The 25,791-nt window shown below is 69.1% G+C and carries 26 protein-coding genes; 6 read left to right on the top strand and 20 right to left on the bottom strand.

Features of this window, described 5'->3' with window-relative positions:
* Positions 1–2: 2 nt before the first annotated feature.
* From iolD to SK854_RS20215, 9 genes are all read right to left on the bottom strand, one after another.
* Positions 3–1,856 (bottom strand): 3D-(3,5/4)-trihydroxycyclohexane-1,2-dione acylhydrolase (decyclizing), encoded by a 1,854-nt coding sequence (iolD, locus tag SK854_RS20255; protein WP_319976662.1) that lies wholly within the window; start codon positions 1,854–1,856, stop codon positions 3–5.
* Entirely contained in the window at positions 1,853–2,740 is an 888-nt protein-coding gene (gene iolB, locus SK854_RS20250; RefSeq protein ID WP_319976661.1) for a 5-deoxy-glucuronate isomerase, read from the bottom strand. Before iolB ends, iolD begins: the two co-directional genes overlap by 4 nt.
* Positions 2,737–3,642: a Cgl0159 family (beta/alpha)8-fold protein gene (locus SK854_RS20245; protein WP_319976660.1), complete on the bottom strand. Its 906-nt coding sequence runs from the start codon at positions 3,640–3,642 to the stop codon at positions 2,737–2,739. Before SK854_RS20245 ends, iolB begins: the two co-directional genes overlap by 4 nt.
* A complete protein-coding gene (gene iolC / locus SK854_RS20240; protein WP_319976659.1) occupies positions 3,639–4,571 on the bottom strand; it encodes a 5-dehydro-2-deoxygluconokinase in 933 nt (310 codons plus the stop codon). Before iolC ends, SK854_RS20245 begins: the two co-directional genes overlap by 4 nt.
* Positions 4,568–5,338: an ATP-binding cassette domain-containing protein gene (locus SK854_RS20235; protein ID WP_319976658.1), complete on the bottom strand. Its 771-nt coding sequence runs from the start codon at positions 5,336–5,338 to the stop codon at positions 4,568–4,570. Before SK854_RS20235 ends, iolC begins: the two co-directional genes overlap by 4 nt.
* Positions 5,335–6,324 (bottom strand): ABC transporter permease, encoded by a 990-nt coding sequence (locus SK854_RS20230; RefSeq protein WP_406601805.1) that lies wholly within the window; start codon positions 6,322–6,324, stop codon positions 5,335–5,337. Before SK854_RS20230 ends, SK854_RS20235 begins: the two co-directional genes overlap by 4 nt.
* A 75-nt stretch (positions 6,325–6,399) precedes the next feature.
* Positions 6,400–7,383, bottom strand: coding sequence for a sugar ABC transporter substrate-binding protein (locus tag SK854_RS20225; RefSeq protein WP_319976656.1), 984 nt, complete (start codon positions 7,381–7,383; stop codon positions 6,400–6,402).
* A gap of 14 nt (positions 7,384–7,397) precedes the next feature.
* Complete coding sequence (locus SK854_RS20220; RefSeq protein WP_319976655.1) at positions 7,398–8,258, bottom strand: TIM barrel protein; 861 nt, start codon at positions 8,256–8,258, stop codon at positions 7,398–7,400.
* 2 nt (positions 8,259–8,260) lie between these two features.
* Positions 8,261–9,256 carry a Gfo/Idh/MocA family protein gene (locus SK854_RS20215; protein WP_319976654.1) on the bottom strand — a complete coding sequence of 332 codons (996 nt, stop codon included), beginning with the start codon at positions 9,254–9,256 and terminating at the stop codon, positions 8,261–8,263.
* A 134-nt stretch (positions 9,257–9,390) separates the two neighbouring features.
* Between SK854_RS20215 and SK854_RS20210 the strand changes: the two genes are divergently transcribed.
* Together SK854_RS20210 and SK854_RS20205 are read left to right on the top strand one after the other, a co-directional pair.
* Complete coding sequence (locus SK854_RS20210) at positions 9,391–10,392, top strand: LacI family DNA-binding transcriptional regulator (protein ID WP_319976653.1); 1,002 nt, start codon at positions 9,391–9,393, stop codon at positions 10,390–10,392.
* A complete protein-coding gene (locus SK854_RS20205; protein WP_319976652.1) occupies positions 10,389–11,882 on the top strand; it encodes a CoA-acylating methylmalonate-semialdehyde dehydrogenase in 1,494 nt (497 codons plus the stop codon). The genes SK854_RS20210 and SK854_RS20205 overlap by 4 nt, the downstream gene beginning before the upstream one ends.
* Positions 11,883–11,933: 51 nt before the next feature.
* On the opposite strand, the gene SK854_RS20200 is transcribed toward SK854_RS20205, so the two are convergent.
* From SK854_RS20200 to SK854_RS20190, 3 genes are read right to left on the bottom strand one after another with little or no spacing between them, the layout of a single operon-like run.
* Entirely contained in the window at positions 11,934–13,445 is a 1,512-nt protein-coding gene (locus SK854_RS20200) for a tripartite tricarboxylate transporter permease (RefSeq protein ID WP_319976651.1), read from the bottom strand.
* Positions 13,446–13,964 (bottom strand): tripartite tricarboxylate transporter TctB family protein, encoded by a 519-nt coding sequence (locus SK854_RS20195; protein WP_319976650.1) that lies wholly within the window; start codon positions 13,962–13,964, stop codon positions 13,446–13,448.
* A complete protein-coding gene (locus SK854_RS20190) occupies positions 13,961–14,929 on the bottom strand; it encodes a Bug family tripartite tricarboxylate transporter substrate binding protein (RefSeq protein ID WP_319976950.1) in 969 nt (322 codons plus the stop codon). Before SK854_RS20190 ends, SK854_RS20195 begins: the two co-directional genes overlap by 4 nt.
* Before the next feature lie 130 nt (positions 14,930–15,059).
* Here SK854_RS20190 and SK854_RS20185 point away from each other — a divergent pair, with 130 nt between their 5' ends.
* Both SK854_RS20185 and SK854_RS20180 read left to right on the top strand, forming a co-directional pair.
* The gene (locus tag SK854_RS20185; protein ID WP_319976649.1) at positions 15,060–16,595 is read left to right on the top strand and encodes a sensor histidine kinase; all 1,536 of its coding nucleotides are present in this window, start codon (positions 15,060–15,062) and stop codon (positions 16,593–16,595) included.
* Positions 16,592–17,263 carry a response regulator gene (locus SK854_RS20180; RefSeq protein ID WP_319976648.1) on the top strand — a complete coding sequence of 224 codons (672 nt, stop codon included), beginning with the start codon at positions 16,592–16,594 and terminating at the stop codon, positions 17,261–17,263. Before SK854_RS20185 ends, SK854_RS20180 begins: the two co-directional genes overlap by 4 nt.
* Here the strand turns inward: SK854_RS20180 and arfB are convergent.
* The 7 genes from arfB to SK854_RS20145 form a co-directional block, all read right to left on the bottom strand.
* The gene (gene arfB, locus SK854_RS20175) at positions 17,246–17,674 is read right to left on the bottom strand and encodes an alternative ribosome rescue aminoacyl-tRNA hydrolase ArfB (protein ID WP_319976647.1); all 429 of its coding nucleotides are present in this window, start codon (positions 17,672–17,674) and stop codon (positions 17,246–17,248) included. The genes SK854_RS20180 and arfB overlap by 18 nt on opposite strands.
* A 9-nt stretch (positions 17,675–17,683) precedes the next feature.
* Complete coding sequence (locus SK854_RS20170) at positions 17,684–18,841, bottom strand: SigE family RNA polymerase sigma factor (RefSeq protein WP_319976646.1); 1,158 nt, start codon at positions 18,839–18,841, stop codon at positions 17,684–17,686.
* 54 nt (positions 18,842–18,895) lie between these two features.
* Complete coding sequence (purM, locus tag SK854_RS20165; protein WP_319976645.1) at positions 18,896–19,957, bottom strand: phosphoribosylformylglycinamidine cyclo-ligase; 1,062 nt, start codon at positions 19,955–19,957, stop codon at positions 18,896–18,898.
* Positions 19,958–19,986: 29 nt separating this feature from the next.
* Entirely contained in the window at positions 19,987–21,492 is a 1,506-nt protein-coding gene (gene purF, locus SK854_RS20160; protein ID WP_090066113.1) for an amidophosphoribosyltransferase, read from the bottom strand.
* Between the two features lie 97 nt (positions 21,493–21,589).
* The gene (locus SK854_RS20155; protein ID WP_319976644.1) at positions 21,590–21,952 is read right to left on the bottom strand and encodes a hypothetical protein; all 363 of its coding nucleotides are present in this window, start codon (positions 21,950–21,952) and stop codon (positions 21,590–21,592) included.
* A complete protein-coding gene (locus SK854_RS20150; protein WP_319976643.1) occupies positions 21,952–22,272 on the bottom strand; it encodes a hypothetical protein in 321 nt (106 codons plus the stop codon). Before SK854_RS20150 ends, SK854_RS20155 begins: the two co-directional genes overlap by 1 nt.
* A complete protein-coding gene (locus SK854_RS20145) occupies positions 22,272–23,018 on the bottom strand; it encodes a maleylpyruvate isomerase N-terminal domain-containing protein (protein ID WP_319976642.1) in 747 nt (248 codons plus the stop codon). The genes SK854_RS20150 and SK854_RS20145 overlap by 1 nt, the downstream gene beginning before the upstream one ends.
* Before the next feature lie 94 nt (positions 23,019–23,112).
* On the opposite strand from SK854_RS20145, the gene SK854_RS20140 reads away from it, so the two are divergent.
* The gene (locus SK854_RS20140) at positions 23,113–23,436 is read left to right on the top strand and encodes a type VII secretion target (protein WP_319976641.1); all 324 of its coding nucleotides are present in this window, start codon (positions 23,113–23,115) and stop codon (positions 23,434–23,436) included.
* Positions 23,433–25,403 carry an alpha/beta hydrolase gene (locus SK854_RS20135; protein WP_319976640.1) on the top strand — a complete coding sequence of 657 codons (1,971 nt, stop codon included), beginning with the start codon at positions 23,433–23,435 and terminating at the stop codon, positions 25,401–25,403. The genes SK854_RS20140 and SK854_RS20135 overlap by 4 nt, the downstream gene beginning before the upstream one ends.
* Here SK854_RS20135 and SK854_RS20130 read toward each other — a convergent pair.
* Positions 25,400–25,747: a sterol carrier family protein gene (locus SK854_RS20130; RefSeq protein ID WP_406601804.1), complete on the bottom strand. Its 348-nt coding sequence runs from the start codon at positions 25,745–25,747 to the stop codon at positions 25,400–25,402. The genes SK854_RS20135 and SK854_RS20130 overlap by 4 nt on opposite strands.
* Positions 25,748–25,791: the final 44 nt, after the last annotated feature.

The following is a 25,791-nucleotide window of genomic DNA, read 5'->3' as shown; positions in this document are numbered from 1 at the left end:
GTTCAGCTCAGGTAACGGACCTGTTTGGACTTGCCCTCCAGCACTTCTTCACGGGCCTGGGCGATCTCGGACCGGTGCGAGACCTCCGGCACGCCGACCTCCCACCAGGCTCCGGCCTCGGTCCACGACGACGGGTGCGTGCGGATCACGACCACGGCCGGCCGCTTCTCGGCGACGGCCACCTCGCGGGCCTTGCGGTAAGCGCCTTCCAGATCGGCCAGCGAGTCGGCGGGGAAGACCGCGCAGCCCATCGCCGCGGCGTGGGCGGCGAAGTCGGTGCGCGGGGGTTCGGAGTGGCCGGTCGTGCAGTCGGCGTAGAGGTTGTTGAAGCCCGCGCCGCCCTGGCCCGTCTGCAGGCGGTGGATCACGGCGTAGCCGTCGTTGTCGCAGACGACGGCCACGAAGCCGTGGCCCGCGAAGGCCGCCGAGAAGAGTTCGGAGTTCAGCATCAGGTACGAGCCGTCGCCGAGCAGCGTCGTGACGACGCCCTGGGTGTGCGCGATCGCGGCTCCCCAGGCGCCGGCCAGTTCGTAGCCCATGCAGGAGAAGCCGTACTCGACGTCCATTGTGGACTCGCCGGTGGCGCGCCAGCCGCCGATCAGTTCGCCGGGGAGACCGCCTGATGCCGTCATGACGTAGTCGGTGGGTTCGCTGACGTCGTTCACGACGCCGACGACCTGGGCGTACGTCGGGAGAGCGGTGGACGGTGTGCGCAGCGAGGTGATGTGGGCGTCCCACTTCGTGCGTTCGGACTGGGCGCGGCCCGACCAGTCCGCCGGGGCCTGCCAGGAACCGAGGACGTCGGTGAGTTCGCGCAGGCCCTCGTCGGCGTCGGCGACCAGGGCGAACGAGCCGTGCTTCACGGCGTCGAAGCGGGCCGCGTTCAGGGAGAGCAGGTGGGCGTCCGGGGAGAAGACGGTCCAGGACGCGGTGGTGAAGTCCTGCAGGCGGGTGCCCACGGCGATCACCAGGTCGGCCTCACCTGCCAGGACGTTGGCCGAGGTCGAGCCGGTGATGCCCAGCGGACCGGCGTGCAGCGGGTGCTCGTGCGGGATCAGCGTCCGGCCCGCCGTGGTCTCCACGACCGGGATGTTGTGCTGTTCGGCGAACCGCAGGGCTCGGCCTGCCGCACCCGAGTAGCGGACTCCGCCGCCCAGGACCAGCAACGGGCGGGAAGATTCGCGGATCGCCGACGCGGCCTCGGCCAGCGCGAGCAGGTCGGGACGTTGGCGCAGCGGGCGGTGCACGACGGGGACGAACAGCGCGTCGGGGAAGTCGTAGGACTCGGCCTGGACGTCCTGCGGCAGCGCCAAGGTCACCGGGCCGCAGTCGGCCGGGTCGGTCAGGACGCGCGCCACCTGCGGCAACGTGGACAGCAGCTGTTCGGGGCGGGTGATCCGGTCGAAGTAGCGGCTGACCGCGCGGAACGCGTCGTTGACCGTCGCCGTCGGGTCGTGGAAGTGCTCGACCTGCTGGAGAACGGGGTCCGGCGCGCGGCCGGTGAAGGTGTCGCCCGGCAGCAGCAGGAGTGGCAGCCGGTTGGCGTGGGCCACACCGGCCGCGGTGATCATGTTCAGGGCTCCGGGACCGATCGACGACGTGGCGACGCCCACCTGACGGCGGTGGGTGGCCTTGCCGATGCCGACGGCGGCGAGGGCCATGCCCTGCTCGTTGTGCCCGCGCCACACCGGAATGCGGTCGCGGACCTCCTCCAGGGCGTTGCCGAGGCCGAGGACGTTGCCGTGGCCGAAGATCGCGAACACGCCGGGGAACAGCGGCGCCTGCGTGCCGTCGAAGAGTTCGGTGCGCTGGGCCAGCATCCAGCGGACCAGTGCCTGCGTGGTCGTGAGCTTCACTTGACCCGCCCTTCGGCAGTCGTGACGGGACAACGGGGATCGAGTTCCTGCGTCGCCCAGCTGTCCCGGATCCAGGTGTGCGCCGGGTCGTCGCAGAACGCCATCGAACGCTCGTCGCCGGGACCGGCCAGGACGTTCAGGTAGTACATGGGATATCCCGGCGCTGCCACGCACGGACCGTGATAGCCGCGCGGGATCAGGAAGACGTCGCCGTCCCGCACGGTCACGTCCTCGTCGATCGCGCCGTCGTCGGTGTACGTGCGGTGGAAACCGAAGCCGGTGCGGGACGGGGTGACCTGGTCCCGGTCGGCGATGCGGAAGTAGTAGATCTCCTCGTTGTTCACCTCGCACGGCTCGGACTCGTCGTGCTTGTGCGGCGGGTACGAGGACCAGTTGCCGTCCGGGGTGATCAGCTCGCACGCGTTGAGCTTGTCCGCGTGGTCCCACACGCCCGGCACGCCGAAGTTCGTCACCTGGCGGGTCGCGTTGCCGGAGCCGCGCACCTCGACGGGAACGCCGTCGGCCGGTCCGTACTTCGGCGTCAGGCGGTTCTCGCAGCGCGCCATCGGGAGCGCGACCTCGCAGCCGTCCACAGAGGACAGCTTGACCGAGGCGTCGCGCGGGACGTACGCGAAGTCCGTGACGCGGGTGAAGACCGACTCACGGCCCTGCAGCTCGTACCGCTCGTCGTCGACCTCGACCGTCAGCGACCCGGCGAGCGGCAGCACGAACGCCTCGAACTCGCCGGTCTCGATCGTGCGCACCCAGCCGGCCTCGATCCGCAGCACGCGCAGACCGGTGTACGTCCAGCTCGCGTCCTCTGGCGTCAGGTGGATGACGTCGGTCGAGGTCGAGAGAGTCCCGTGTGGACGGTGCAGGCTCATTCCGTGACTCCCTTCGCGGTGCGCAGGATTTCGGCGGCGGCGGCAACGGCGGAAGCGACATCACCGTCCGGCGGGTAGAGCAACGCCCGGCCGACGACCAGGCCGCGCACGGTCGGATGGCCCAGCGATCGGCCCCACGACGCGAGGTCGTCCTGGGGGTTCGCGGACGGCACACCACCGAGCACCAGCGCGGGCAACGCGGTGGTGTCCAGCACGATCTCCGGCTCTTCCGGCGCGGGCAGCTTCAGCCAGGTGTAGGCGGAGGTCGAGCCCAGCCCGGCAGCCACGGCCGACGCGCGGGACAGCGCCGCGGAATCCTTCTGCAGCACCAGCTTGTCGTTGTGGTCACGCTTGTACGGCAGCGGTTCGACCATCGCCATCAGGCCGTGCTCGGCGAGTTCGGTGACGGCTCGCGCGCAGCCTTCCAGCGTCGGGATCGTGCCGGGGTCCGAGTCGACCAGGCGCAGCAGCATCTTGCCGCCGTCGAGCCCGAACGTCGCGATCGACGAGGCGTCGTACGCGGTGAACCTGTCGTCGATCTCCCAGTCCGCACCGGCGAGGCCGCCGCGGTTCATCGAGCCGATGACCACGCGGTCGTTCAGGCCGTCCAGCAGAAGGAGGTCCTCGATCACGTCCGGCGTGCCGAGCACCCCGTCGACGTCGGGGTTCGCCAGCGCCGTCAGCAGCCGGGCCAGCAGCGAGCGCCGATCGGCCATCGCCATCGGGTCACCGCCGACGCCCAGCGCACCGCGCGCCGGGTGGTCCGCCGCGACCAGGAACAGCGTGGACTTGCCGTTCAGCAACGAGTTGCGCCGCTTGCGCGCCTGGTAGGCCCGTCTGATCGAGCCGGGATCCTCAGCCCGCCGCCACAACAGTTCGCGCCACTGGCCGTCGGTGATCACAGCATTTCCTCGATCTCTTCCTGGTCGGGCATCGCGTCGGCGCAGGCCAGCCGGGAGGCGACGATCGCGCCGGCCGCGTTGGCGTAGCGGGCGATCTTCACCGGGTCCCAGCCCGACAGCAGGCCGTGCACGACCGAGCCGCCGAACGCGTCACCGGCGCCGAGTCCGCAGACGACCTCGACCGGGTTCGGCTCGACCGTCCAGCGATCTTCCGGCGTGGCCACGAGAACGCCCTCTGCGCCCTTCTTGACCAGCGCCAACGAGATTCCGCGCGCCAGCAGCCGGTCGGCGGCCTCGTCGGGGTCGGACGTGCCGACCGCGATCTCGCACTCGGTCCGGTTGCCCACGGCGACCGTGACGTGGTCGAGCATCCAGCTGATCTCGGCGCGCGCGGTCTCGACGTCCGGCCAGAACATCGGCCGGTAGTCCAGGTCCAGCACGGTGTGCCCGCTGCGAGCCCGGTTCGCGAGCATCATCCGCTGCGAAGCACGCGCGGGTTCGGCGGAAACACCCGTGCCGGTGACCCACAACAACGGGACTTCGCGCGTGAGCGACCACGGCACGTCGTCCTCGCCGATGGTCAGGTCCGGCGCGATCGGCGAGCGGTAGAACAGCAACGGCGGGTCGGCGGGCGGGTTGAGCTCGCAGAACACCACCGGTGTCAGGAGGTCCGGCGAGGTGCCGACGTACTTCGACGACACCCCGAAGCCTTCCAGCGCCTCACGAACGTAGGTGCCGAAGCCGTCCGGGCCGACCTTCGTGAGGACACCGGCACGACGGCCGAGCCGCGCGGCGGCGACCGCGACGTTGGTCGCGGTCCCGCCGAGCGACTTGGCGAACGTGCTGACCTGGGCCAGCGGCACCCCGGACTGCTCCGGGTACAGGTCCACCCCGACCCGGCCCACGGTCAGCACTTCGAGAGACGTCACGCCTCGGCACCCCGCAGCTCGTGCTCCAGCGCTTCCAGCTCGGCACCGCCGGCCATCTGGCGCGTCAGCTCGTTGATGTCGATCTCGTTCTTCTCGTAGCTGCCCAGCGCACGGCCGCGCTTGAGCAGCAGGAACCGGTTGGCGACCGGGTAGGCGTGGTGCGGGTTGTGGGTGATCAGCACGACGCCGAGGCCACGATCACGTGCCTGGGCCACGTACTTGAGCACCACTCCGGCCTGCTTCACGCCCAACGCGGCCGTCGGTTCGTCCAGGATCAGCACCTTGGCGCCGAAGTGCACGGCGCGGGCGATGGCGACGCACTGCCGTTCGCCACCGGACAGCGTGCCGACCGGCTGTTCGACGTCACGGAGGTCGATGCCCATGTCGGACAACGCCTTCTTGGTGATCTCCTTGCCCTTCTTGCGGTCCAGGAAACCGAAGCGGGTCGTCGGTTCCGAGCCCAGGAAGAAGTTGCGCCACACCGACATCAGCGGCACCACCGCGAGGTCCTGGTACACGGTCGCGATGCCGTGGTCCAGGGCCTCACGGGGCGACGAGAAGCGGATCTCCTCGCCCTCGACCTTGAACGAGCCCTGGTCGTGCTGATGGACACCGGCCAGGATCTTGATCAGGGTCGACTTGCCGGCACCGTTGTCGCCGAGCACGCAGGTGACCTCACCCGCGTTGACCACGGTGGACACATCGCTCAGCGCGATGACGCTGCCGTAGGTCTTGCCGATGTTCTCGGTCTCGATGAGGGACGTCATCGCCTGACCCTTTCCGCTCGGCGGCGCAGCATGTTGTTCACCAGCACGGCGGCCAGCAGCATCACGCCGAGGAACAGCTGGAACCAGTCGCTGTTCCAGCCGGCGTAGACGATGCCCTGCCGGGCCATGCCGAAGATCAGCGCGCCGATCGCCGCACCCACCGCGGAACCGAAGCCACCGGTGAGCAGGCACCCGCCGATCACCGCCGCGATGATGTACTGGAACTCCAGGCCGATGCCCTGGTTCGCCTGCACGCTCGCGTACCGCAGGATGTTGATCGAGCCCACGAGCCACGCGGCGAACGCCGTCGTCATGAACAGCAGGATCTTCGACCGCACGACCGGCACACCGACCGCGCGTGAGCTCACCGCGGCACCGCCGATCGCGAAGATCCAGTTGCCGAACTTGGTGCGCATCAACACCGTTGACGCGATCACGGTGAACAGGACCCACCAAATGATCGACACGTAGAAGCTCTGTCCGCCGATCTGGAACGTCGAGGCGAACAGGAAGCCGGCCGACTCGTAGCCGGCCGCCTCCCGCATGCCCGACACCTGCACGCTTCCCGTCACCAGGCGCGTGATGCCCAGGTTGAGGCCCTGCAACGCCAGGAAACTTCCCAGCGTCACGATGAAACTCGGCAGACCCGTGCGCATCACGAGCCAGCCGTTCAGCGCGCCCACCGCCAGTGCGAAGGCGAGCGACACCAGCAACGCCAGCCAGACGTTGAGTCCCAGCTGGGTGGCGAGGAGAGCCGTGACGAGCGCGGTGGACGCGGTCATGACACCGGCGGACAGGTCGAACTCGCCGCCGATCATGAGCATCGCCACCGCGACCGCCATGATGCCGAGCATGGAGGCGTCGTCCAGCCAGGTGGCCGCACCACCCACGCTCAGGAACTGCTCGGTGACCACGGAGAAGAACAGGAACACGAGCAGTGCGCCGAGCATGGCGCCGATCTCCGGGCGTTTGATCAGCTGATCCATCGCCCTGGGTTTGCTCAGCCGTTCGTCTGCAGCCGGTGGAGCTGTGGCCGTCACGGTCATCTCCCCGCCTCTCCCTTACCTCTTGCCGTTCTTGGCGTACTCCGCGACCTTGTCCACGTTGGACTTGTCGACGAAGCCGGGACCGGTGAGGACGGGCTTGCCGCCACCGAGGGTGTTGGCGTTGTCCTTGAAGAGCTTCAGCATCACGATCGGCAGGTAGCCCTGCTGGTACTGCTGCTGGTCGACGGCGAACAGCACCTCGCCGGCCTTGATCGAGCTGACCACGTCGGCATTCAGGTCGAACGTCGCGACCTGCGCCTTCGAGCCCGCGCCCTTGATCGCGGAGGCCGCGTTCACGGCGACCTGCGGGTTGAGCGCCAGCACGCCGTCGACAGCGGTGTCGGACTGCAGCTTGGCCTTGATGCGGGCTTCGATGTCGGTCGGGTTGGAGATGTCGACCTGGAGGTTCTCCACCGCGCCGCCGAAGCCGGTGCGGGCACCGTCGCAGCGCTGGTTGAGGCCCGAGTTGCCGGCCTCGTGGATCACGCAGAGGAGCTTGGTCTTGCCCGCGGCCTTGAGCTTCTTGCCGGCTTCCTCACCGGCGATCGACTCCTCCTGACCGACGTGCGCCATGGCGCCGAACTCCGCGCTCTTCGCACTGCCGGAGTTGATCGTGATGACCGGGATGCCGGCCTTCACCGCGTTCTCGATGGAGGTCTTGAGCGCGTCCGGGTTCGCCATCGACACCACGATGCCGCCGACCTTCTGCGACACGGCGTTGTCGATCAGCTTGGCCTGGGCGCCGGGGTCGCCGTCGGAGTTGTAGGTGACGCCGACGCTGAGCTGCTTGGCCGCGTCCTCGGCACCGACCTTCACGACGCTCCAGAACGCGTCACCCGCGGTGCCGTGCGTGATGACGGCGACCTTGAGGTCCCCGGTGGCCGGTGCGCTGTTGTTCTGCGTGTTTGAGGTGTTGGTTCCCGTGGGACCGCTGCAGGCGGCGAGTAGAGCAACACCGGCGAGAGCAACGCCCGCGCGGATGACCAGACGAGACTTCATCGTCTCCAGTCCCTTCAGAGGATCTTGCTGAGGTGCGCGAGACTGCGCCCGGTGTCCTTCAGTGGCTTGTCCACTGGACTTCCGTCCTTGAGCTGGGTGTCCTGCTCCAGGACGAACCAACCGGTGTAACCCGCCTCTTGAACGAGCTTCACCAGCGCTTCCACGTCCACGTCGCCGTCCCCGAGCGGCACGTAGATGCCCTGTTCCACGGCATCGGTGTAACTGAGTTCGCCGCTGCGCACCTTCGCCGCGATCTCGTCACGCACGTCCTTGAGGTGCACGTGACCGATCCGGTCCGGGTAGCGGCGCGCCAGCTCGACCGGGTCCGTGCCACCGATGAGGAGGTGGCCGGTGTCCAGGCAGAGCTGGAGATCGGAGTCCGCGAGGAACCTGTCGACCTCCGCCTCCCGCTCGACGTGGGTGCCCACGTGCGGGTGCAGCACGGTTTTGAGGCCGTGCCCGGCGGCGATCTCCCGGATCTTCGCGCAGGTGGCGACGAGGGTGTTCCACTCGTCGTCGGTGAGCTTCGGTGTCTCGTCGTAACCGTCGAGCCCGGTCGCGGCGGCGAGCACCAGGACCTCGGCGCCACCGGCCTTGAGGATCGCGGCGACGCGATCGGCTTCGTCCAGAGTGGACTGGACGCCGGTGTGCAGGGTGACCGCGAGGAAGCCGCCGACCAGTGTGAGCTCATGGCCCGCCAGCAGGGTCTTCAACGCTTCGGGGTCGGCCGGCAGGTAGTCGGGCGGGCCGAGTTCGGTGGCGGTGAGGCCCAGGGAGTGCATCTCGGCGAGAACCGTGTCCGAGGGCAGCACTTCGCCCCAGCCGGGAACCTCGCACACGCCCCAGGAGATCGGTGCCCCAGCGATCTTCGCCATGCCTAGTTCCCCTCGATCCTCACCGGTGCGCCACTGCGGCGCGACTGCTCACAAGCTTCTGCCAGGCGGAGGCTGATCAAACTCTCTCGCGCCGGCGACGGGTTCGCGACCTCGCCCTTGATGACCTGCGTGAACAGGTTCATCTCGTTGACGTACGCGCGGTGGAAGCGCTCGGGAAAGCCGGGGTAGGCGTCCGGTCCGGCCACGTGACCGCCGGGCTCCAGCGAGTTCAGCGGTGTGCGCGCGTCGACGCCCGCGACCAGGGAGTCCTTGCTGCCCAGGACCTCGATGCGGTGGTCGTAGCCGACCGGGTCGTGCCGTCCGCCGGCCAGCGTGGCGTGCGCGCCGCCCTCGAACTTCAGCATCACGACGGCGTTGTCCACGTCGTCGGCGTCCGCGAACGCCTGGTGCACCAGGACCGAGCCGCTCGCGTAGACCTCGACCACCGGCTGGCCGACCAGCCACGGCACGCAGTCCAGGTCGTGGATCAGCAAGTCGCGGAAGATGCCACCGGAGGCGGGCAGGTAGGAGAAGTCCGGCGGGTTCGCGTCGTTGCCGACGGCCCTGACCAGGTAGATGTCGCCGACCTCGCCCGCGCGGATGCGGCGGTGGAGCTCGTAGACGGCCGGGTCGAACCGGCGCTGGAAGCCCACGAGCACCTCGACGCCGGACTTCTCGACGTCCGCGATCAGCGCGGCCATCTCGGCGACGTCGCTCGCGATCGGCTTCTCGCACAGCGTGGGGACGCCCTGCGCGATGGCCGCGCGGAGCATGTCCGGGTGGGTGTTCGTCGGGGTGGCGAGCAGTACGCCGTCGACGTTGCCCAGGAGGGTGTCGAGGTCGTCCACCGCCTTGGTCCCGGCGAGTTCGGCCGACGCCTGCGCTGCCCTGCCGGGTACCGGGTCGAAGAGAAGCACCTCGTCGACTCGATCCAGTGCGGCGAGGTTGGTCGCATGCATGGTGCCGATCCTGCCGACACCCGCTACTCCGATCCGCATCGCAGGTTTCCCCTGTTCATCGCCGAGATGTGTTAGAGCGCTCTATTGGTTGGAGCGCTCTAACCCTGTAGCTTCCATCACACGGGTGTCAAGGGTGGGTTTCCACTCCGTGACGTGAGGGGAGGTGGTTCCAGGTGGTCAGGCCGACGATGGAAGACGTCGCTCTGCGGGCGGGCGTGTCCCGCGCACTGGTGTCACTGGTGATGCGCGGTTCACCCAAGGTGAGCGAGCTGCGACGCACCGCTGTTCTGAAGGCCGCGGAGGAGCTGGGGTACTCCCCGCACGCCATGGCGCGATCGCTGGCCTCGCGCACGTCGACGGTGCTCGGCGTGATGGTGTCCGACCTGCACAACGCGTTCTTCGCGGAGGTCGTCGACGGCATCGACGAGGTGGCGCGCGAGCAGGGGTTCGACATCATCATCAACACCGGCGGCCGCTCGCCCGCTCGCGAACGCCGTGCCCTGGAATCGCTGCTGTCCTTCCGCCCTGCCGGGTTGATCCTGCTGTCGCCCGTCGTGCCGGCGACCGCTATCGGCAAAGCAGCCGAACAACTTCCTGTGGTGCTGGTCGCCCGGTCGTCTCGTGTGTCCACTGTGGATACAGTGAACGACGACGGCGAGCAGGGCGCACGACTGGCCGTTGACCACCTGGTTTCCTTGGGACACAAGCGCATCGCGCATCTGGACGGCGGCGAAGGCAGTCAGTCCGGACCTCGCCGGCGCGGATACGTCGCCGCGATGGAAGCCCACGGGCTCGTGCCGCAGGTCGTGCCGTCCGAGTACACCGACGCGGCTGGAGCGCGCGCGATCCGTTCGTTGATCGACGACGATGCTTTGCCCACAGCCATCTTGTCCTGCAACGACTTCAACGCCGTCGGCGCCATCTCGGCTCTGGAAGACGCCGGACTGCGCGTTCCCGACGATGTTTCCGTTGTGGGGTACGACAACACCTCACTGGCAGCGTTGCGCCACGTCTCGCTGACCACGATCGACCAGCCCCGTGCCGAGTTCGGCCGGTTGGCCGCTGACGCGCTTCTGCAGCGCGTTCGTGAAGAGCGCACCGAACCCGTGCGCCATCTCCTCAATCCCTCGCTCGTCGTTCGGAACACGACCGCCCCACCAGGAGGCACGCGTTGAGCACCATCCCCCACTGGATCGACGGCGCCCGCACCACGGGGGTGTCGTCTCGCAAGTCCGACGTCTTCAACCCGGCTACCGGCTCCGTTGCCGCGCAGGTCGTGCTGGCGGAGCAGGCCGACGTCGACCTCGCTGTCGCTTCTTCGTCGAAGGCAGCGCAGTCCTGGTCGGAGTCGTCGCTGTCGACGCGGTCGCGCATCCTCTTCGAGTACCGCCACCTGCTCCACACGCACCGCGACGAGCTCGCCGCGATCATCACGTCCGAGCACGGCAAGGTGCTGTCGGACGCGGCCGGTGAGGTGCAGCGCGGCCTTGAGGTCGTCGAGTTCGCGTGCGGCATCCCGCAACTGCTGAAGGGCGAGCACTCCGAGCAGGTCTCACGCGGAGTCGACGCGTACTCGTTCCGGCAGCCTCTGGGTGTCGTCGCAGGCATCACGCCGTTCAACTTCCCCGTGATGGTGCCGATGTGGATGTTCCCCATCGCCATCGCCTGCGGAAACACCTTCGTGCTGAAGCCTTCCGAACGCGACCCGTCGGCTTCTCTCCGGCTCGCCGAGCTGTTCAAGGAGGCCGGGCTGCCCGACGGCGTGCTGAACGTGCTGCAGGGCGACGCCTTCGCGGTCAACGCGCTGCTGGACCACCCGGACGTCGCCGCCGCGTCGTTCGTCGGCTCGACCCCGATCGCACGGCACGTCTACTCGCGCGGCACCGCGGCAGGCAAGCGCGTGCAGGCCCTCGGCGGCGCCAAGAACCACATGGTCGTGCTGCCCGACGCCGACCTCGACGTGGCCGCCGACGCCGCTGTCTCGGCCGGCTATGGCTCTGCCGGCGAGCGTTGCATGGCGATCTCGGTCGTCGTCGCCGTGGGCGAGACCGGCGACGCGCTCGTGGAGAAGATCGCCTCGCGGACCCGCGACCTGCACCCGTCCGTGCTGCCGGGCACCGATCCCGCCGCCCAGATGGGCCCGCTCGTCACCGGCGTGCACCGGGACCGCGTCCGGTCCTATGTGGACGCGGGCGAGGCGGCCGGTGCGTCGCTGGTCGTGGACGGCCGCGGCCACGCGCCCGAAGGACACTCGGATGGCTTCTGGCTCGCTCCGACGTTGTTCGACCACGTCACCCGCGACATGACGATCTACACCGACGAGATCTTCGGGCCGGTGCTGACGGTCGTGCGCGCCGACACGTTCGAGGACGCGCTGGAACTGGTGAACGCCAATCCTTATGGCAACGGCACCGCGATCTACACCGGTGACGGCCTCGCTGCCCGCGAGTACCAGCGGCGTGTGCACGTCGGCATGGTCGGCATCAACGTGCCGATCCCCGTGCCGATGGCCTACTACTCGTTCGGTGGCTGGAAGGACTCGCTGTTCGGCGACACGCACGTGCACGGAGCTGAGGGCGTGAAGTTCTACACGCGCGCCAAGGCCGTCACGGCACGGTGGCCGCAGCAGCACGGCGTGAACCTGGGCTTCCCCACCCACGGCTGAGCCGGGAAACGCGAAAGCCCCCGCCGGGAGAGCGGGGGCTTTCGCGTGCGATCAGGCGTCGACCTTCTCGCGTTCCGGCTCCGCCGCGGCGGGCGGCTTCGGCAGGAAGCGCTTGATCAGCGGGAAGAACAGGATCACCACGATGATCACGTAGACCACGATCGCCATCGGGCTGTTCACCAGGCCCGTCAGCGAGCCGTCGGAGAGCTGCAGCGAGCGGCGCATCTGCTGTTCCGCGGCCGGGCCGAGGATCACGCCGATGATCGCGGGCAGCACCGGCAGGCCGTAGCGGCGCATGCCGAAGCCCAGCAGGCCGATCACGAACATCAGCAGCAGGTCTAAGATGTCCGCGTTGACCGCGTAGGCGCCCACCGAGGCGAAGAACAGGATGCCCGCGTAGAGGTACGGCCTGGGGATGCGCAGCAGCTTCGCCCACAGCGGTGCCAGCGGCAGGTTCAGCACCAGCAGCAGGGTCAGGCCGATGAACAGCGACGCGATCAGCGCCCACACCAGGCCGGACTCGCGTTGGAACAGCAGCGGGCCCGGCTGGATGCCGTACTGCTGGAACGCCGCGAGCATGACCGCCGCGACGGCCGTGGTCGGCAGGCCCAGCGTCAGCATCGTGACCAGGGTGCCCGCGGCGGAGGCGGAGGCCGTGGACTCCGGGCCAGCCACGCCTTCGATGGCGCCCTTGCCGAACTCGTCCTTGTGCTTGGAGAGCCGCTTCTCCGTCACGTACGACAGGAACGTCGGGATCTCCGCGCCGCCGGCCGGGATCGCGCCGAACGGGAACCCGATCACCGGGCCGCGCAGCCACGGCTTCCAGGTGCGCTTGAGGTCGGCGCGCGACAGCCACGGGCGGCCGACCGGGATCGGTTCGAACGGCTTGCGGCGCAGGTGGGCCGCTACCCACAGGGCCTCGCCGACCGCGAACAGGGCGACCGCGACGATGACGATGTCGATGCCGTCTGCGAGGTGCAGCGAGCCGAACGTCAGGCGCTGCTGGCCGGTCATCTCGTCCAGGCCGACCAACCCCAGGGTCAAACCGATGAGCAGCGAGGCGACCCCGCGGATCCGGGACGCGCCGAGCACCGAGGTCACGGCGATGAACGCCAGGACCATGATCGCGAACAGGTCGGGCGCGCCGATGTCGACGGCGTGCTTGGCCACGAACGGCGCCAGCAGGACGATCAGGATCGTGCCGATGATGCCGCCGGTGAAGTGGCCGATGGCGGCGGCGGCAAGCGCTTGCGCACCGCGTCCCTTGCGGGCCATGGGATTGCCTTCGAAGGCGGCCACGACCGCGGCGCTCTCACCCGGTGTGTTCAGCAGGATCGACGTGGTCGAACCGCCGAACATGCCGCCGTAGTAGATGCCCGCGAACATGATGAACGCGCCGGTCGGCTCCATGCCGTAGGTGACGGGCAGCAGCAGGGCCACCGCCATGGCCGGGCCGATGCCCGGCAGGACGCCGATCGCGGTGCCCAGGAGGACGCCGATCGCGGCGAGCAGCAGGTGTGTCGGCGTCAGCGCGGTCGCGAAGCCGTCGAGCAGTTGTTCCACCTAGAACACCTCCATCAACGGGCCACCGGGGAGCGGGACACCGAGCAGGTTGTTGAACACGACGAAGGTGAAGATCGACAGGCCGGCCGCGATCAACGGGTCGCGCACCAGGTTGCGGCTGCCGAGCGCGTAGGCCGCACCCCAGAACAGGATCGCGCCGGAGATCGGGAACCCGACCACGCCGATCAGCGCGGCGTTCGCGAGGAAAGCGCCGCACAGCAGGAGAACCGTGCGCCAGTCGGCGGGTGCGGACAGGTCGACGTCCTCGCCGGCCTCCGCTTCTCCCTTACCGCCGCGCAACACGTCACGGGCCAGCAGCGCGGCGACGATCAGCAGCAGCGAGCCGACCAGGATCGGCACCGCCTTCGGGCCGACGGGGCCGCGCTGGGCGAAGTCCGTGGGGATGCGCAGCGCGTCGGTGAGCACCAGCACGCCGAGCACGACCAGCAGGGCGCAGATGCCCAGCTCGGAGTGTTCGCGGAGCCAGTTCTTCCGCTCCGGTTTCGTCACGGTCGTCATGCCAGCCCCAAGTCCTTGAGCACCGTTGCCACCCGCTTGTTCTCGTTCTCCAGGAAGGTCCTGAACTCGTCTCCCGGCGCGAAGGCGTCCGTCCAGCCGTTGCGCTGCAACGCTTCCTTCCACTGCGGCGTCTTCTGGAGGTTCTGGAACACCTCGACCAGCTTCGCCTTGTCGGTCGCCGAGATGCCGGGAGGAGCGACGATGCCGCGCCAGTTGGTGAACTCGACGTCCACACCGGACTGCCGCAACGTCGGCGCGTCGATGCCCTGGATGCGGTCCTTGCTCGTCACCGCGAGCACCCGCAACGTGCCGGCCTGGATCTGGTCGCGGTACTCGCCGACGCCGGAGACGCCGAACGCGACCTTGCCGCCGAGCACGGAGGCGAGCAGCTCGCCACCGCCGTCGAACGGGATGTAGTTGACGGTCTTGGGCTGGAGCCCGACGGCCTTCGCGATCAGCATCGGCGCGAGGTGATCGGGGCCACCGGGAGCCGAGCCGCCGCCGACCGTCACCGTGCCGGGGTTGGCCTTCCAGGCGTCGACGAGTTGTTGCATCGACGTGTACGGCGAGTCCTTCGCGACCACGACGATGTCCGGTTCCTCGATCAGCTTCGCGATCGGGGTGGTGTCGAGCAGCGAGTTCGGCGACTTGTTCGTGTACACCGCGCCCACGACGCCCAGACCCATCGACATGATCAGCTTGCCGTTGCCGCGCTCACCGACCGTGCGCCCGAGTCCGACCGTGCCGCCCGCGCCGGGGAGGTTGAACACCTCGGCGTTGCGCAGCAGGTCAGCGTCCTCCATGGCCTTCGCCGCCGTGCGTGCCGTGATGTCGTAACCGCCGCCAGGAGCGTTCGGCACCAGCACCCGCAGTGCTCGTACCTGGCTCGTCTCGCCGCTGTCCGCACCCGGCGTCAGCAGCGGCGGCACGAGCAGGACGGCGAGCAACGCCGTCGCCACCGCCACCCACACCTTCACCGACACTGTGATCCCCGCCTCTCGTCCGCGTGGTTGGACATGTTGCTCTCGTGTAAACCTTGATGTCGCTCTTGCGCTTCTAAGGTTTCTTTCGGTCTTTCTGGTCACGGGAGGTCACATGCGTCGCCGCCGTTCCCTGGCCAGTCAGCTCCTCGCATGGCAACTCGTAGTCGTCACCCTGCTACTGGGCGCGGTGGGCGCGCTGACTGTCGTCCAGACGGGCAGCAACTTTCGCTCCAACGAGGAACGGCGGATGCTCTCGGTCGCCGAGACCGTCGCCGCGAACTCGCTGGTCCAGGAGGAGATGGGCAACTGGCGCCTGCTGTCCGCGCCCGCGGAGACGGCCCGCAGCCTGTCCGGCGCCTCCTACGTGCTGATCCTCAACGAGAACCGGCTCGTGATCGCCTCACCGGACCCGGCCCAGATCGGGTCCACTCTGGACACCCGCGGGACCGCGCTGGAAGGCCGGTCCTGGACGGGCACCATCGGCGACTCGATCGAGGCGCACGTGCCGGTGTTCGACCCGACGAGCCGCCAGGTCAACGGCATGGTGATCGCGGGCGCCGAGGAACCGGGGATCTTCGCGGGCGCGCTGGAGCAGCCGGTCGACGTGCTGCGCTACCTGGCGATCGCGCTGCTCATCGGCGTCACCGGGTCGTTGCTGCTCGCCCGCAGGGTGAAGAACCAGACACTCGGGCTGGAGCCGCACGAGATCACCGCACTGGTCGAGAACCGCGAGGCGTTGCTGCACGGCATCCGCGAGGGCGTCGTCGGTCTCGACGGGCAGAACCGGATCACGCTGGTCAACGACCACGCGAGCGACCTGCTGGCGTTGCCGGAGGACGCGGTCGGCCGCTCGGTCGAGGAGCTGGAGCTCAACGACCGGCTGCGCGACGTGCTGACCGGCCGCGCGACCGGTGTCGACCAGCTGGTGCTGCGGCAGGGCGTGGTGCTGACCCTGAACCGCATGCCGATCGACGGCGCGGGCGCGGTCGTGACGTTGCGAGACCGCACGGAACTCCTTGCGCTGCAACACGAACTCGACGCCTCGCAGCACGCGACGGACACGCTGCGGGCGCAGGCGCACGAGTTCGCGAACCGGCTGCACACCATCGCCGGGCTGATCTCGTTGAAGGAGTACGACGAGGTCACCAACTACATTCACCAGATCAGCTCGGCGCAGGACCAGTGGCGGACCGAGGTCGGCGAGTCGATCGGCGACCCCGCCGTGGCCGCGCTGCTGATCGCCAAGGCGTCGCTCGCGGCCGAACGCGGCACGGCGCTGCGGCTGGGCCCGGACAGCGTGCTGGGCAGGGTCGACGAGGCGCTGTCGGCGGATCTGGTGATGGTGCTGGGAAATCTCGTCGACAACGCGTTGGACGCGCTGAGTTCGCTGCACACGAACGGCGCGGGGAAGTGGATCGAGGTGGGTGTGATGCAGTTGGACGACGAGGTCCAGGTCGTGGTGCGCGACTCCGGTCCCGGTGTGGCGCCGGAACTCGCGGAAGAGGTGTTCCGGCACGGGTTCACGACCAAGGCGGCATCGCACGGCGAACGCGGCATCGGGCTCGCGCTGATCAGGCGGGCGTGCCTGCGGCGCGGCGGTTCGGTGAGCGTGTCCGGTTCGGTGTTCACGGCAAGGCTGCCCTGGTGATCCGGGTGCTGGTCGTCGACGACGACTTCATGGTGGCCAAGGTGCACAGCGGCTATGTCGCGCGCACCGAAGGGTTCGAGGTCGTCGGGGTCGCGCACACCGGCGGGGACGCGTTGCGACTGGCCGCCTCGCTGAAGCCGGACCTCGTTCTGCTCGACATCTACCTGCCGGATCAGAGCGGGCTGGACGTGCTGAAGTCGTTGCGCGCCAACGAGGACGTGGACGTCATCGTGATCACGGCGGCGACCGACGTCGAGACCGTGCGCAGCGCGATGCGCGGAGGCGTGCTGCACTACCTGATCAAGCCGTTCGACTACTCGGCCCTGCGCGACCAGCTCGCGCACTTCGCGTCGTTGCGGGACAAGCTGCACCGGCTCGACTCGGCCGGGCAGGCGGACGTGGACCAGGTCTTCGGCGCGCGACCCACCTCGAAACCGTTGCTGCCCAAGGGTTTGACACCGGAGACCGCGCGGCTCGTGGACACCGCGCTGCGGTCGCACCCGGAAGGGCTGTCGGCGTCGGAATGCGCTTCCTCGACCGGTGTCGCGAGGGTCAGCGCGCGCCGGTACCTGGAGCACTTCGTGTCGACGGGACGGGCCGAGGTCCGGTTGCGGTACGGCGGAACCGGCCGGCCCGAACGGATCTACGCGCTAGTCCCAGGAGCCTGAACGGCCGCGGCCGCGCTTGGTGTCCGCACGGCGCTTCTTCGAGGCGATGCGGCGTTCCTGCGAACCCCTGGTGGGCTTGGTCGCCCTGCGCATCGGAGGCGGTGGCGCAGCGGCCTCACGCAGGATCACGGCGAGGCGTTCGCGGGCGGCGGCGCGGTTCTGCAGCTGCGCGCGGTGCTCGGAGGCGGCGATCGTGAGCACGCCGTCGACGAGCCTGCCGGCCAGCCGGTCGAGCATCCGCTGCTTGAGGTGAGCGGGGATCGACGGCGAGGCAGCCAGGTCGAACGAGAGCTCCACACGGCTGTCCGCCGTGTTCACTCCCTGCCCGCCCGGCCCACCTGACCTGGAAAAACGTTCGCGCAGCTCGGACGCCGGCACCACCAGCGTCCTCGTCACGGTCACGTCGTTCATGCCTCAAGGTTAGAAGGTGAGGCCCGGCAATGTCGCGATCTTTATCAGCTCCTCGCGGTCGAGCACCGGTGTGGACCGCTGCGGAGCCCCGCCGATGTCCGGGTCGCCCCACACCGCGTTGCTGAAGCGGCCGATGTTGTCGCTGCTGAGCATGATGCTCGTGCCGTCGGGGCGGATGGCGTCGACGTACACCATCTGCGCCCCTGGGGTCGTGCTCGGCAGCTGGATGCTGCGGATCCTGATGCCGTCACGTTCCTCGACGCGGCACGACGGATCGTCGCAGTTGCCCGGGTCGGAGCTCGTGGCACGGCCGATCGCGATCGTGACGCCGCCGACGCCCTGTGCGTCTCGCAGCCTGGCCACGGCTCGTCGCTTGTTGTCGGGCGTGTTGGTGTCGCGGGTGAAGAACACGAACGCCTGCGCCCTGATCTCGGGGACGTCCTCGGCGGTGATGCCGGGCGGAAGCTGGTAGCCGTTCCTCAGCAACGCCGTCAGCTGGGCGTTGCGGTCGACCACACCCCCGGAGTCCTGGGACGTCGTCGGCGCCGACGCCTTGTGCGGCACCGCCGCGAGGTACCCGGTCACGCCGACCCCGGCGAGCAGCGTGAACACCATCGCCCCCGCGATGGCCGTGCGCCGGCGGACGAGCTTGGTCCTGCCCTTGCGGATCACCTCGGAGGTGTGGATCCGCGACACCGGCTCGTTCTCCAGCAGGTCGCGCAACGCGGCGAGGCCCTTGGCGGCCTGACTCTTCACCGTGCCCTCCGTCCTGCCGAGGATGCGGGCGGTCTCGGTGATGCTCAGGTCCTCCCAGTACCGCAGCACGACGACGGCGCGTTGCCCCGGAGGCAACGTGTCGAGGGCTTCACGCAGGTCCAGGTCGGACGACGAGTCCGTGACGGCCAGTTCGGGCACGGCGTCGACGATGCGTTCGCGCTGGAAGAACCCGCGCCGGGTCTCGTCGATGGCGGTGCGCACGAGCACTTTGCGCGCGTAGGCGTCGACGCTGTCCTTGCGCACGCGCGACCAGGCCACGTACATCTTGATCAGCGCGGTCTGGACGATGTCCTCCGCGCGGTGCCAGTCGCCGCACAGCAGATAAGCCGTGCGGCGCATGACGAGCGCACGGGCGTCGACGAACTCCCCGAACTCGCGGTCGCGGTCCAAGTGCCCCCTCCTCGGTCGCCGCTTAGTACGCGACGACCGGGCCGGGAGGTTGCCTCAGAATCGCGGGTGGTCGCCGACGAGCTTGGCGCCGCCCTCTTCGGACTTGGTGATCTCGCCGAGCACCCACGCCGGGACGTGGCGGGCGGTGAGCACGGCCAGCGCGCGGTCGACGTCCTCGGGTGCGACAACGGCGACCATGCCGACGCCCATGTTGAACGCCTTCTCCATCTCCTCGCGCTCGACGCGGCCGCGCTGGGCGATGAGCTGGAAGACCGGCGCGGGCGTCCAGGTGCCGCGGTCCAGCGTCGCGTGCAGGCCCTCCGGCAGCACGCGGGCCAGGTTCGCGGCCAGGCCACCACCGGTGACGTGCGAGAACCCGCGGACCTCGGTCTCGGCGATCAGCGCGAGACAGTCCTTGGCGTAGATCTTGGTCGGCTCCAGCATCTCCTCGCCGAGGGTGTGGCCGAACTCCTCGACGTGGCCCTCCAGCGGCATGCGCGCGATCTCCAGCAGCACGTGCCTGGCGAGCGAGTAGCCGTTGGAGTGCAGGCCGGACGAGCCCATCGCGATCACGACGTCGCCGTCGCGGACGCGGTCGGGACCGAGCAGCTTGGAGTGCTCGACCACGCCGACGCCGGTGCCGGAGATGTCGTAGTCGTCGTCGCCCATCAGGCCGGGGTGCTCCGCGGTCTCGCCGCCGAGCAGCGCGCAACCGGCCTGGACACAGCCTTCGGCGATGCCCTTGACCAGCGACGCGATCCTGTCCGGAACGACCTTGCCGACCGCGATGTAGTCCTGCACGAACAACGGCTCGGCGCCGCACACGACCAGGTCGTCCACGATCATGGCGACGAGGTCGATGCCGATGGTGTCGTGCTTGTCGAGCGCCTGCGCGATCGCGATCTTGGTGCCGACGCCGTCCGTGGAGGACGCGAGGATCGGCTCCTTCCAGCGGTCGAGCTTGAGCTGGAACAGGCCGGCGAAGCCACCGATGCCACCGAGCACCTCGGGCCGATGCGCCTTGGCCGCCCACGGCTTGAGCTTCTCCACCGCCTCGTCACCTGCGGCGATACTGACTCCGGCGGCGGCGTAGGTGGCCTTGGCGCTGTCGGTCACGTCAACTTCTTCCACTTGGATCTGGGTGCTCAGGGACGACGCAGGGCGTCTTCGGCACCATAGCCGCTCGCCAGAACGGGAGCGGCTGAGCCCGACACGCCCTTGAGGCCTTCGAGCAGGTGCTTGCCGATGAGCGCGTCCTGCGGCAGTTCGATCGGGTACTCGCCGTCGAAGCACGCCGAGCACAGCCGCGACTTGGGCTGCTCGGTCGCCGCGACCAACTGCTCCAGCGACACGTACCCGAGCGAGTCGGCGCCGACCGAGCGACGGATGCCGTCGTCGTCCAGGCCGTTCGCGATGAGCTCCGCGCGCGAGGCGAAGTCGATGCCGTAGAAGCACGGCCACTTGACGGGCGGCGAGGCGATCCGCACGTGCACTTCGAGCGCGCCGGCCTCGCGCAGCATGCGGACGAGCGCGCGCTGGGTGTTGCCGCGGACGATCGAGTCGTCCACGACGACCAGGCGCTTGCCGCGGATGACGTCGCGCAACGGGTTCAGCTTCAGCCGGATGCCCAGCTGGCGGATGGTCTGCGACGGCTGGATGAACGTCCGGCCGACGTAGGCGTTCTTGACCAGGCCGGACCCGTACGGGATGCCGCTGGCCTGCGCGTAGCCGATGGCGGCGGGCGTGCCGGACTCCGGCACCGGGATCACCAGGTCGGCCTCGACCGGGTGCTCCTTGGCGAGGCGGCGGCCGATCTCGACGCGCGTCGCGTGGACGCCGCGGCCGGAGATCGTCGTGTCCGGACGCGCCAGGTAGACGTACTCGAAGATGCAGCCCTTGGGCTCCGGCGTCGCGAACCGGGTCGACCGCAGGCCGTCACCGTCGATCGCGATCAGCTCACCGGGCTCGACCTCGCGCACGAAGCTCGCGCCGACGATGTCGAGTGCCGCGGTCTCGCTCGCCACGACCCAGCCGCGTTCCAACCGGCCGAGCACCAGCGGGCGGACGCCGTGCGGGTCGCGCGCCGCGTACAGGGTGGACTCGTCGGAGAACGTCAGGCAGTACGCGCCCTTGACCGTCGGCAGCAGTTCCAGCGCGGCCTGCTCGATGCCCTTGTCGGCCGCCGCGTGGGCGAGCAGGCCGCAGAGGATGTCCGAGTCGGTGGTGGCGCCGTTGCGCTCGACGATGCCGAGCGACTTGGCCTTCTCCAGCAGTTCGGCGGTGTTCACCAGGTTGCCGTTGTGGCCGAGGCTCAGACCGGAGCCGGCGGCGGTGGTGCGGAACGTGGGCTGCGCGTTCTCCCAGGTCGTGGACCCGGTGGTGGAGTAGCGGCAGTGCCCGACGGCCACGTGGCCCTTGAGGCTCTGCAGGACCTGCTCGTCGAACACCTGGCTGACGAGTCCGAGGTCCTTGAAGACGACGACCTGCGCCCCGTCTCCGACCGAGATGCCCGCCGCCTCCTGGCCGCGGTGCTGCAGGGCGTAGAGCCCGTAGTAGGTCATCTTCGAGACGTCTTCACCGGGAGCCCAGACGCCGAAGACGCCACACTCCTCACGGGGTTCCTGTTCGGACTGGGAATGGTCGTCGACCACCGAATTGGCTCCCTCACGATGGGGCTGGCTGCAACCCGAGTGTAAGTGGAGCAGGGGGCCAACCACCCCCTTCAGACCCCTGGTGAGGTGATGAAACTCATGCCATCCGGCACTTCGAGAGCTCCAGCGGGTTGCCGTTGAGGTACTCGAAGCCCTCGGACTGTTCCTGGCCCACGCAGATGATCTCGTCGCCCACCGCCACCTGGTCGCGCACCTTCGACTCGTCCTCGAAGTCGTCCGGCTCGACGAAGGCTCCCTTGAAGGAGCTCTTCCCCGGTGCGCCGGCGGGCAGGTCGCCCACGACGTCGAGGTAGATCCGGGTCGCACAGATGACGTCGCTGTAGCCCTTGTAGCAGTTGTTGATGCTGGTGACGTTGAAGCGGATCTCGCCTTCCCAGCGGCCGAGCCCGCAGCCGGCCAGCACCAGGCAGGCCGCGAGCGCCGCGATGATCTTGCGCATCAAGCTTTCTTGCAGTTCTTCAGGTGCGTCACGACGTTCGAGTTCCCGAACGCGTTGCCCTTCTCCTGCTCGACCTGACAGAGAACCTCATCGCCGACCTCAGCACCTTCGATCAGGTAGGTCTGCATGAACTTCCCGTTCAGCTGCGCAGGTTCCAATGCGCCCTTGGGAGCGTCGCCCACCAACTCGAGAACGAAGAATTCGGTAGGGGACTTGTTGTTCACCGAGGCGATCTTGTACTTCACTTCTGGCGCCTGCCAGTTCGCGGCACACCCGGTCAGCACCAGGCAGCCGAGCAGTACCGCAGTGAGCTTGCGCATCAGTGCCCCCGTCCGACCTGGAGGACGTCCAGCACGCGCCGGTCGCCGGTCATCTCCTTGAAGTTCATTCGGTTCCAGAGCCAGAAGTAGACGACCTCGGCCTCGCCGGTCACCTGCGCGTCGCCCTCTTCACCGGGGGCCGCGGCACGGACCTCCGGCACTTCGCCAGCCACCAAGGAGATCAGCCACGACTCCGGAACGTCGGTAGGGCGAACCACCGCGGTGCCGGTCACGGTGCTCGGCACGTCGCCGTCAAGATTGGCCGCGACGATCGTGCTCAGCACCTCGTCGATGCCGTCGGCGCAGAGGTCCGCGTCCGTGGCCACGACCTGGCGCACGACCGTCTGCGCGTCGAACCGGCGCAGCACCGTCTCGTGCGCGATCCGGCGGTGCCACACCCAGGCCAGATCGGGCGCTGCGGGCGAGAACGTCCAGACGGGGCGGTTTCCCGGCACGGCCGTCAGGATCTCGGCGGCCGCGGAGATCTGCAGGTCGAGGTACTGCAGCGGCGTCAGTCCCGCCTGCGGGGGCGGCGGCCGCATCGCGGTGCGGCTGCCGGTGCGCAGGTACTCGGTGGAGGTCTCCAGGAAGCGTCCGAGGTGGATGACCAGGTCCTGGACGGTCCAGCCGGGACGCGTCGGCACCTGGGCGGCCGGGTCCGCGTCTGCCACCGCCTTGCGGAACAACTCGGCCTGCTCGATGAACACAGCGGTCCACCGCTGGGCCGTCCACCCTGTCTGCACCATGAACGACATCGTGCCCGAAACCGCCCATCGATGAGTGGGGAACCGGCCATCATGTATCTGCGTCGCATTGATCGGTGACCAACAGGGGGTGGCGATGTTCGGCGTTGAGCCAGAGCTGCTGCGCAACGCGTCCAAGGAGTTCGGCAACGGCTCCGACGCGGTGCGCGAGGCAGCGGAGATGATCTCGATGCTCCAGCTCGACGCGGGCGCGTTCGGGGAGGTCGACGCCGCCGCGGAGTTCGCGGACGCGCTGTCGAAGTTCGTCGGCACGCACTCCCAGGACCTGCAGCGCGGTTCCTCCTGGTTCACCGACGCGGCGGAGGGTCTCGTGTCGAACGCCGAGGCCTACCAGCGCACGGACGAGGACCACACGTCCGCGCTGAAGAAGCTCATGGCGGGATTTGGGGGCGGTCAGTGAGCTACACGGATCCCGAGAGCCTCTACGGCAGGCTCGCGTCCGGTGATGTCGGCCGGATCGCCGCCGCCGCGGACCCGATCACCGGTGCGATCAGCGCGGTCGGCCGGGCGGGCGAGTCCGTCGCGAACGGTGGCAAGACCGCCGTCTGCAACTGGACCGGCGACGCCGCCACGAAGTTCACCGCCCGCGCCCAGCTGTCCGCCACCGCTGCCAAGGCCGCTGCCGAACGGCTCGGCGCGGGCGTCGACATCGTGCAGGCCGCTTCGCGTGCCTACGGCCAGATGCGTGGCGCGGCCGACCAGGCGATCGGCGTGTGGCGTGGCCGTCCGCCGGGCATGGACGAGGAGCAGACCCGCCAGCTCGCCAACCAGGTCAACCAGCACCTGGACAAGGTGAAGTCGGGCTACAACAACGTTCTGCGCTCCTACGCGAGTGCGCTGACCAAGATCCCGCCGGGCTTCGAGGAGTCCGCGCGCACCGACTGCGGCTGGGACCGCGCCGCCCAGCGCGGAGGTGCGGGCGGTGCGCTGCCTCCGGTGCCGCCGCCGGGTTCCGACCCGAAGGCCGTCGCCGACTGGTGGAAGTCGCTCAGCAAGGAACAGCAGGAAGCGCTCAAGAACACCAAGTACCAGGAACTCGGCCAGCTCCGCGGCCTGCCCGCCGACGTGCTGGACTACGCGAACCGCAAGCGGATCCCGGAGGACGCGGCCCGGTTCAACGCGGAGAAGGACCAGCTCAAGCAGCAGTTGGCGGACCGCGCCCGCGAGCTCGGCGTCGACCCGAACTCGGCAGAAGGCCAGCGGGCTCTGCGCAACGACGCGCAGGGCTCGCAGCTCATGTCGCAGTACGACGAGGCGGCCCGTCGCGCGAAGAACGCGGATGACGCGGTGGGCGCGTTGCAGAAGGCCGGGCAGCTGAGCGAGGAGAGCGGCAAGCAGGCGTACGTCCTCGCGTGGAGCCCGGACGGTGCAGGTGCCAAGGAAGGCGCGATCGCCGTCGCGTTCGGCAACCCGGACACCGCGAAGAACGTCGCGGTGTGCGTGCCCGGCACCACGTCCACGCTCAGCAGCTTCGGCCTGGAGCAGTCCTCGGCTCTCAGCGAGAAGATGGGGCGGGACGGCGCCGCGATCCAGTGGCTCGGCTACGACGCACCGGAGTTCCTGCCCGGTCAGGTGAACGACCCCCAGCAGGCGATCGAGGGTGGTCAGATCCTGGCGAAGGACGTCGAGGGCTACCGCACGGCCAACCCCAACGCGCACGTCACGGTGATCGGCCACAGCTACGGCAGCACGGTCGTCGGCTACTCCGCGATGGACAACGGCCTGAAAGCGGACGACATCGTGTTCGTCGGCTCGCCCGGCGTCGGTGCGTCCAACGTCGACCAGCTGTCGGCCGGTGGCGGGCACGTCTACGTCGGCGGCACGGAACACGACCCGGTCATCCAGGCGACGAGCGGCGACTGGTTCACCAAGGACGGGTCGTCGACCGGTCCGTACGACTCCTCGTTCGGCGCCAAGACGTTCGGCACGTCCGGTGAGTCCTGGATCGGGCACGCCCATTCGTCCTACTACGACAAGGGCACCGAGTCGCTCAGCAACATCGCGAAGATCGCCAACGGTGAGGGCGGCAGCGTCACCGAGCAGCGCTGGCAGGACGCGCCCACGCCGCGTGAGGTGCCCGGTTCGGACCTGCCCGGTGTCGGCCCGGTCATCGACTGGGGCGTCAACACCGGCAAGGAGGTCGTCGACATGGGCGAGGACGTCTGGCGCGGTGGCGGTCAGGTCGTGGACGACATCTCGAACGGCCGCTGGGGCGACGCGGCCGGGCACGCGGTGGACACCGTCGGCGAGGTCGCGAGTGATGCCGGTGACGTCGTGGTCGACACGATCGGCAACGCGGTGGAGCTCGGCAAGGACGTCGTCGACGGCGTCGGCGGAGCCGTCAAGACGATCGGGTCGTGGTTCTAGAACCTCACGACCGGCAGCAGGTGTGAGAGGTCGGCTCGGGTCCCCGACGCGGTGACCCGGGCTCCGTCCAGCGCGTCGGCCCACGCCAGGCCTCCGGTGGCCAGTTCGAGCCAGGTGCGGGGGTCGGTCTCCACTACGTTCGGGGGCGTGCCGCGGGTGTGGCGCGGACCTTCGACGCACTGCACGGCGGCGAACGGCGGAACGCGCACCTCGACGCTGCGGCCGGGGGCGATCCGTTCGAGGGTGCGCAGGCTCAGCCGGACGGCGGCGGCGAGCACGGGACGTTCTGGCTGGTCAGCCTCACCGCGCAGCCAGGGGAGCACGGCCTGCACGGCGGCTCGCATCTCGGCGGGGTCGACGGCTTTGGCTGGCACGTCGCCCACATTAG

This window comes from Lentzea sokolovensis (assembly GCF_033949975.1).
Lineage (GTDB): Bacteria > Actinomycetota > Actinomycetes > Mycobacteriales > Pseudonocardiaceae > Lentzea > Lentzea sokolovensis.
Note: the sequence above shows the minus strand (reverse complement) of the source record. Positions and strands in the feature narration are given on the sequence as shown.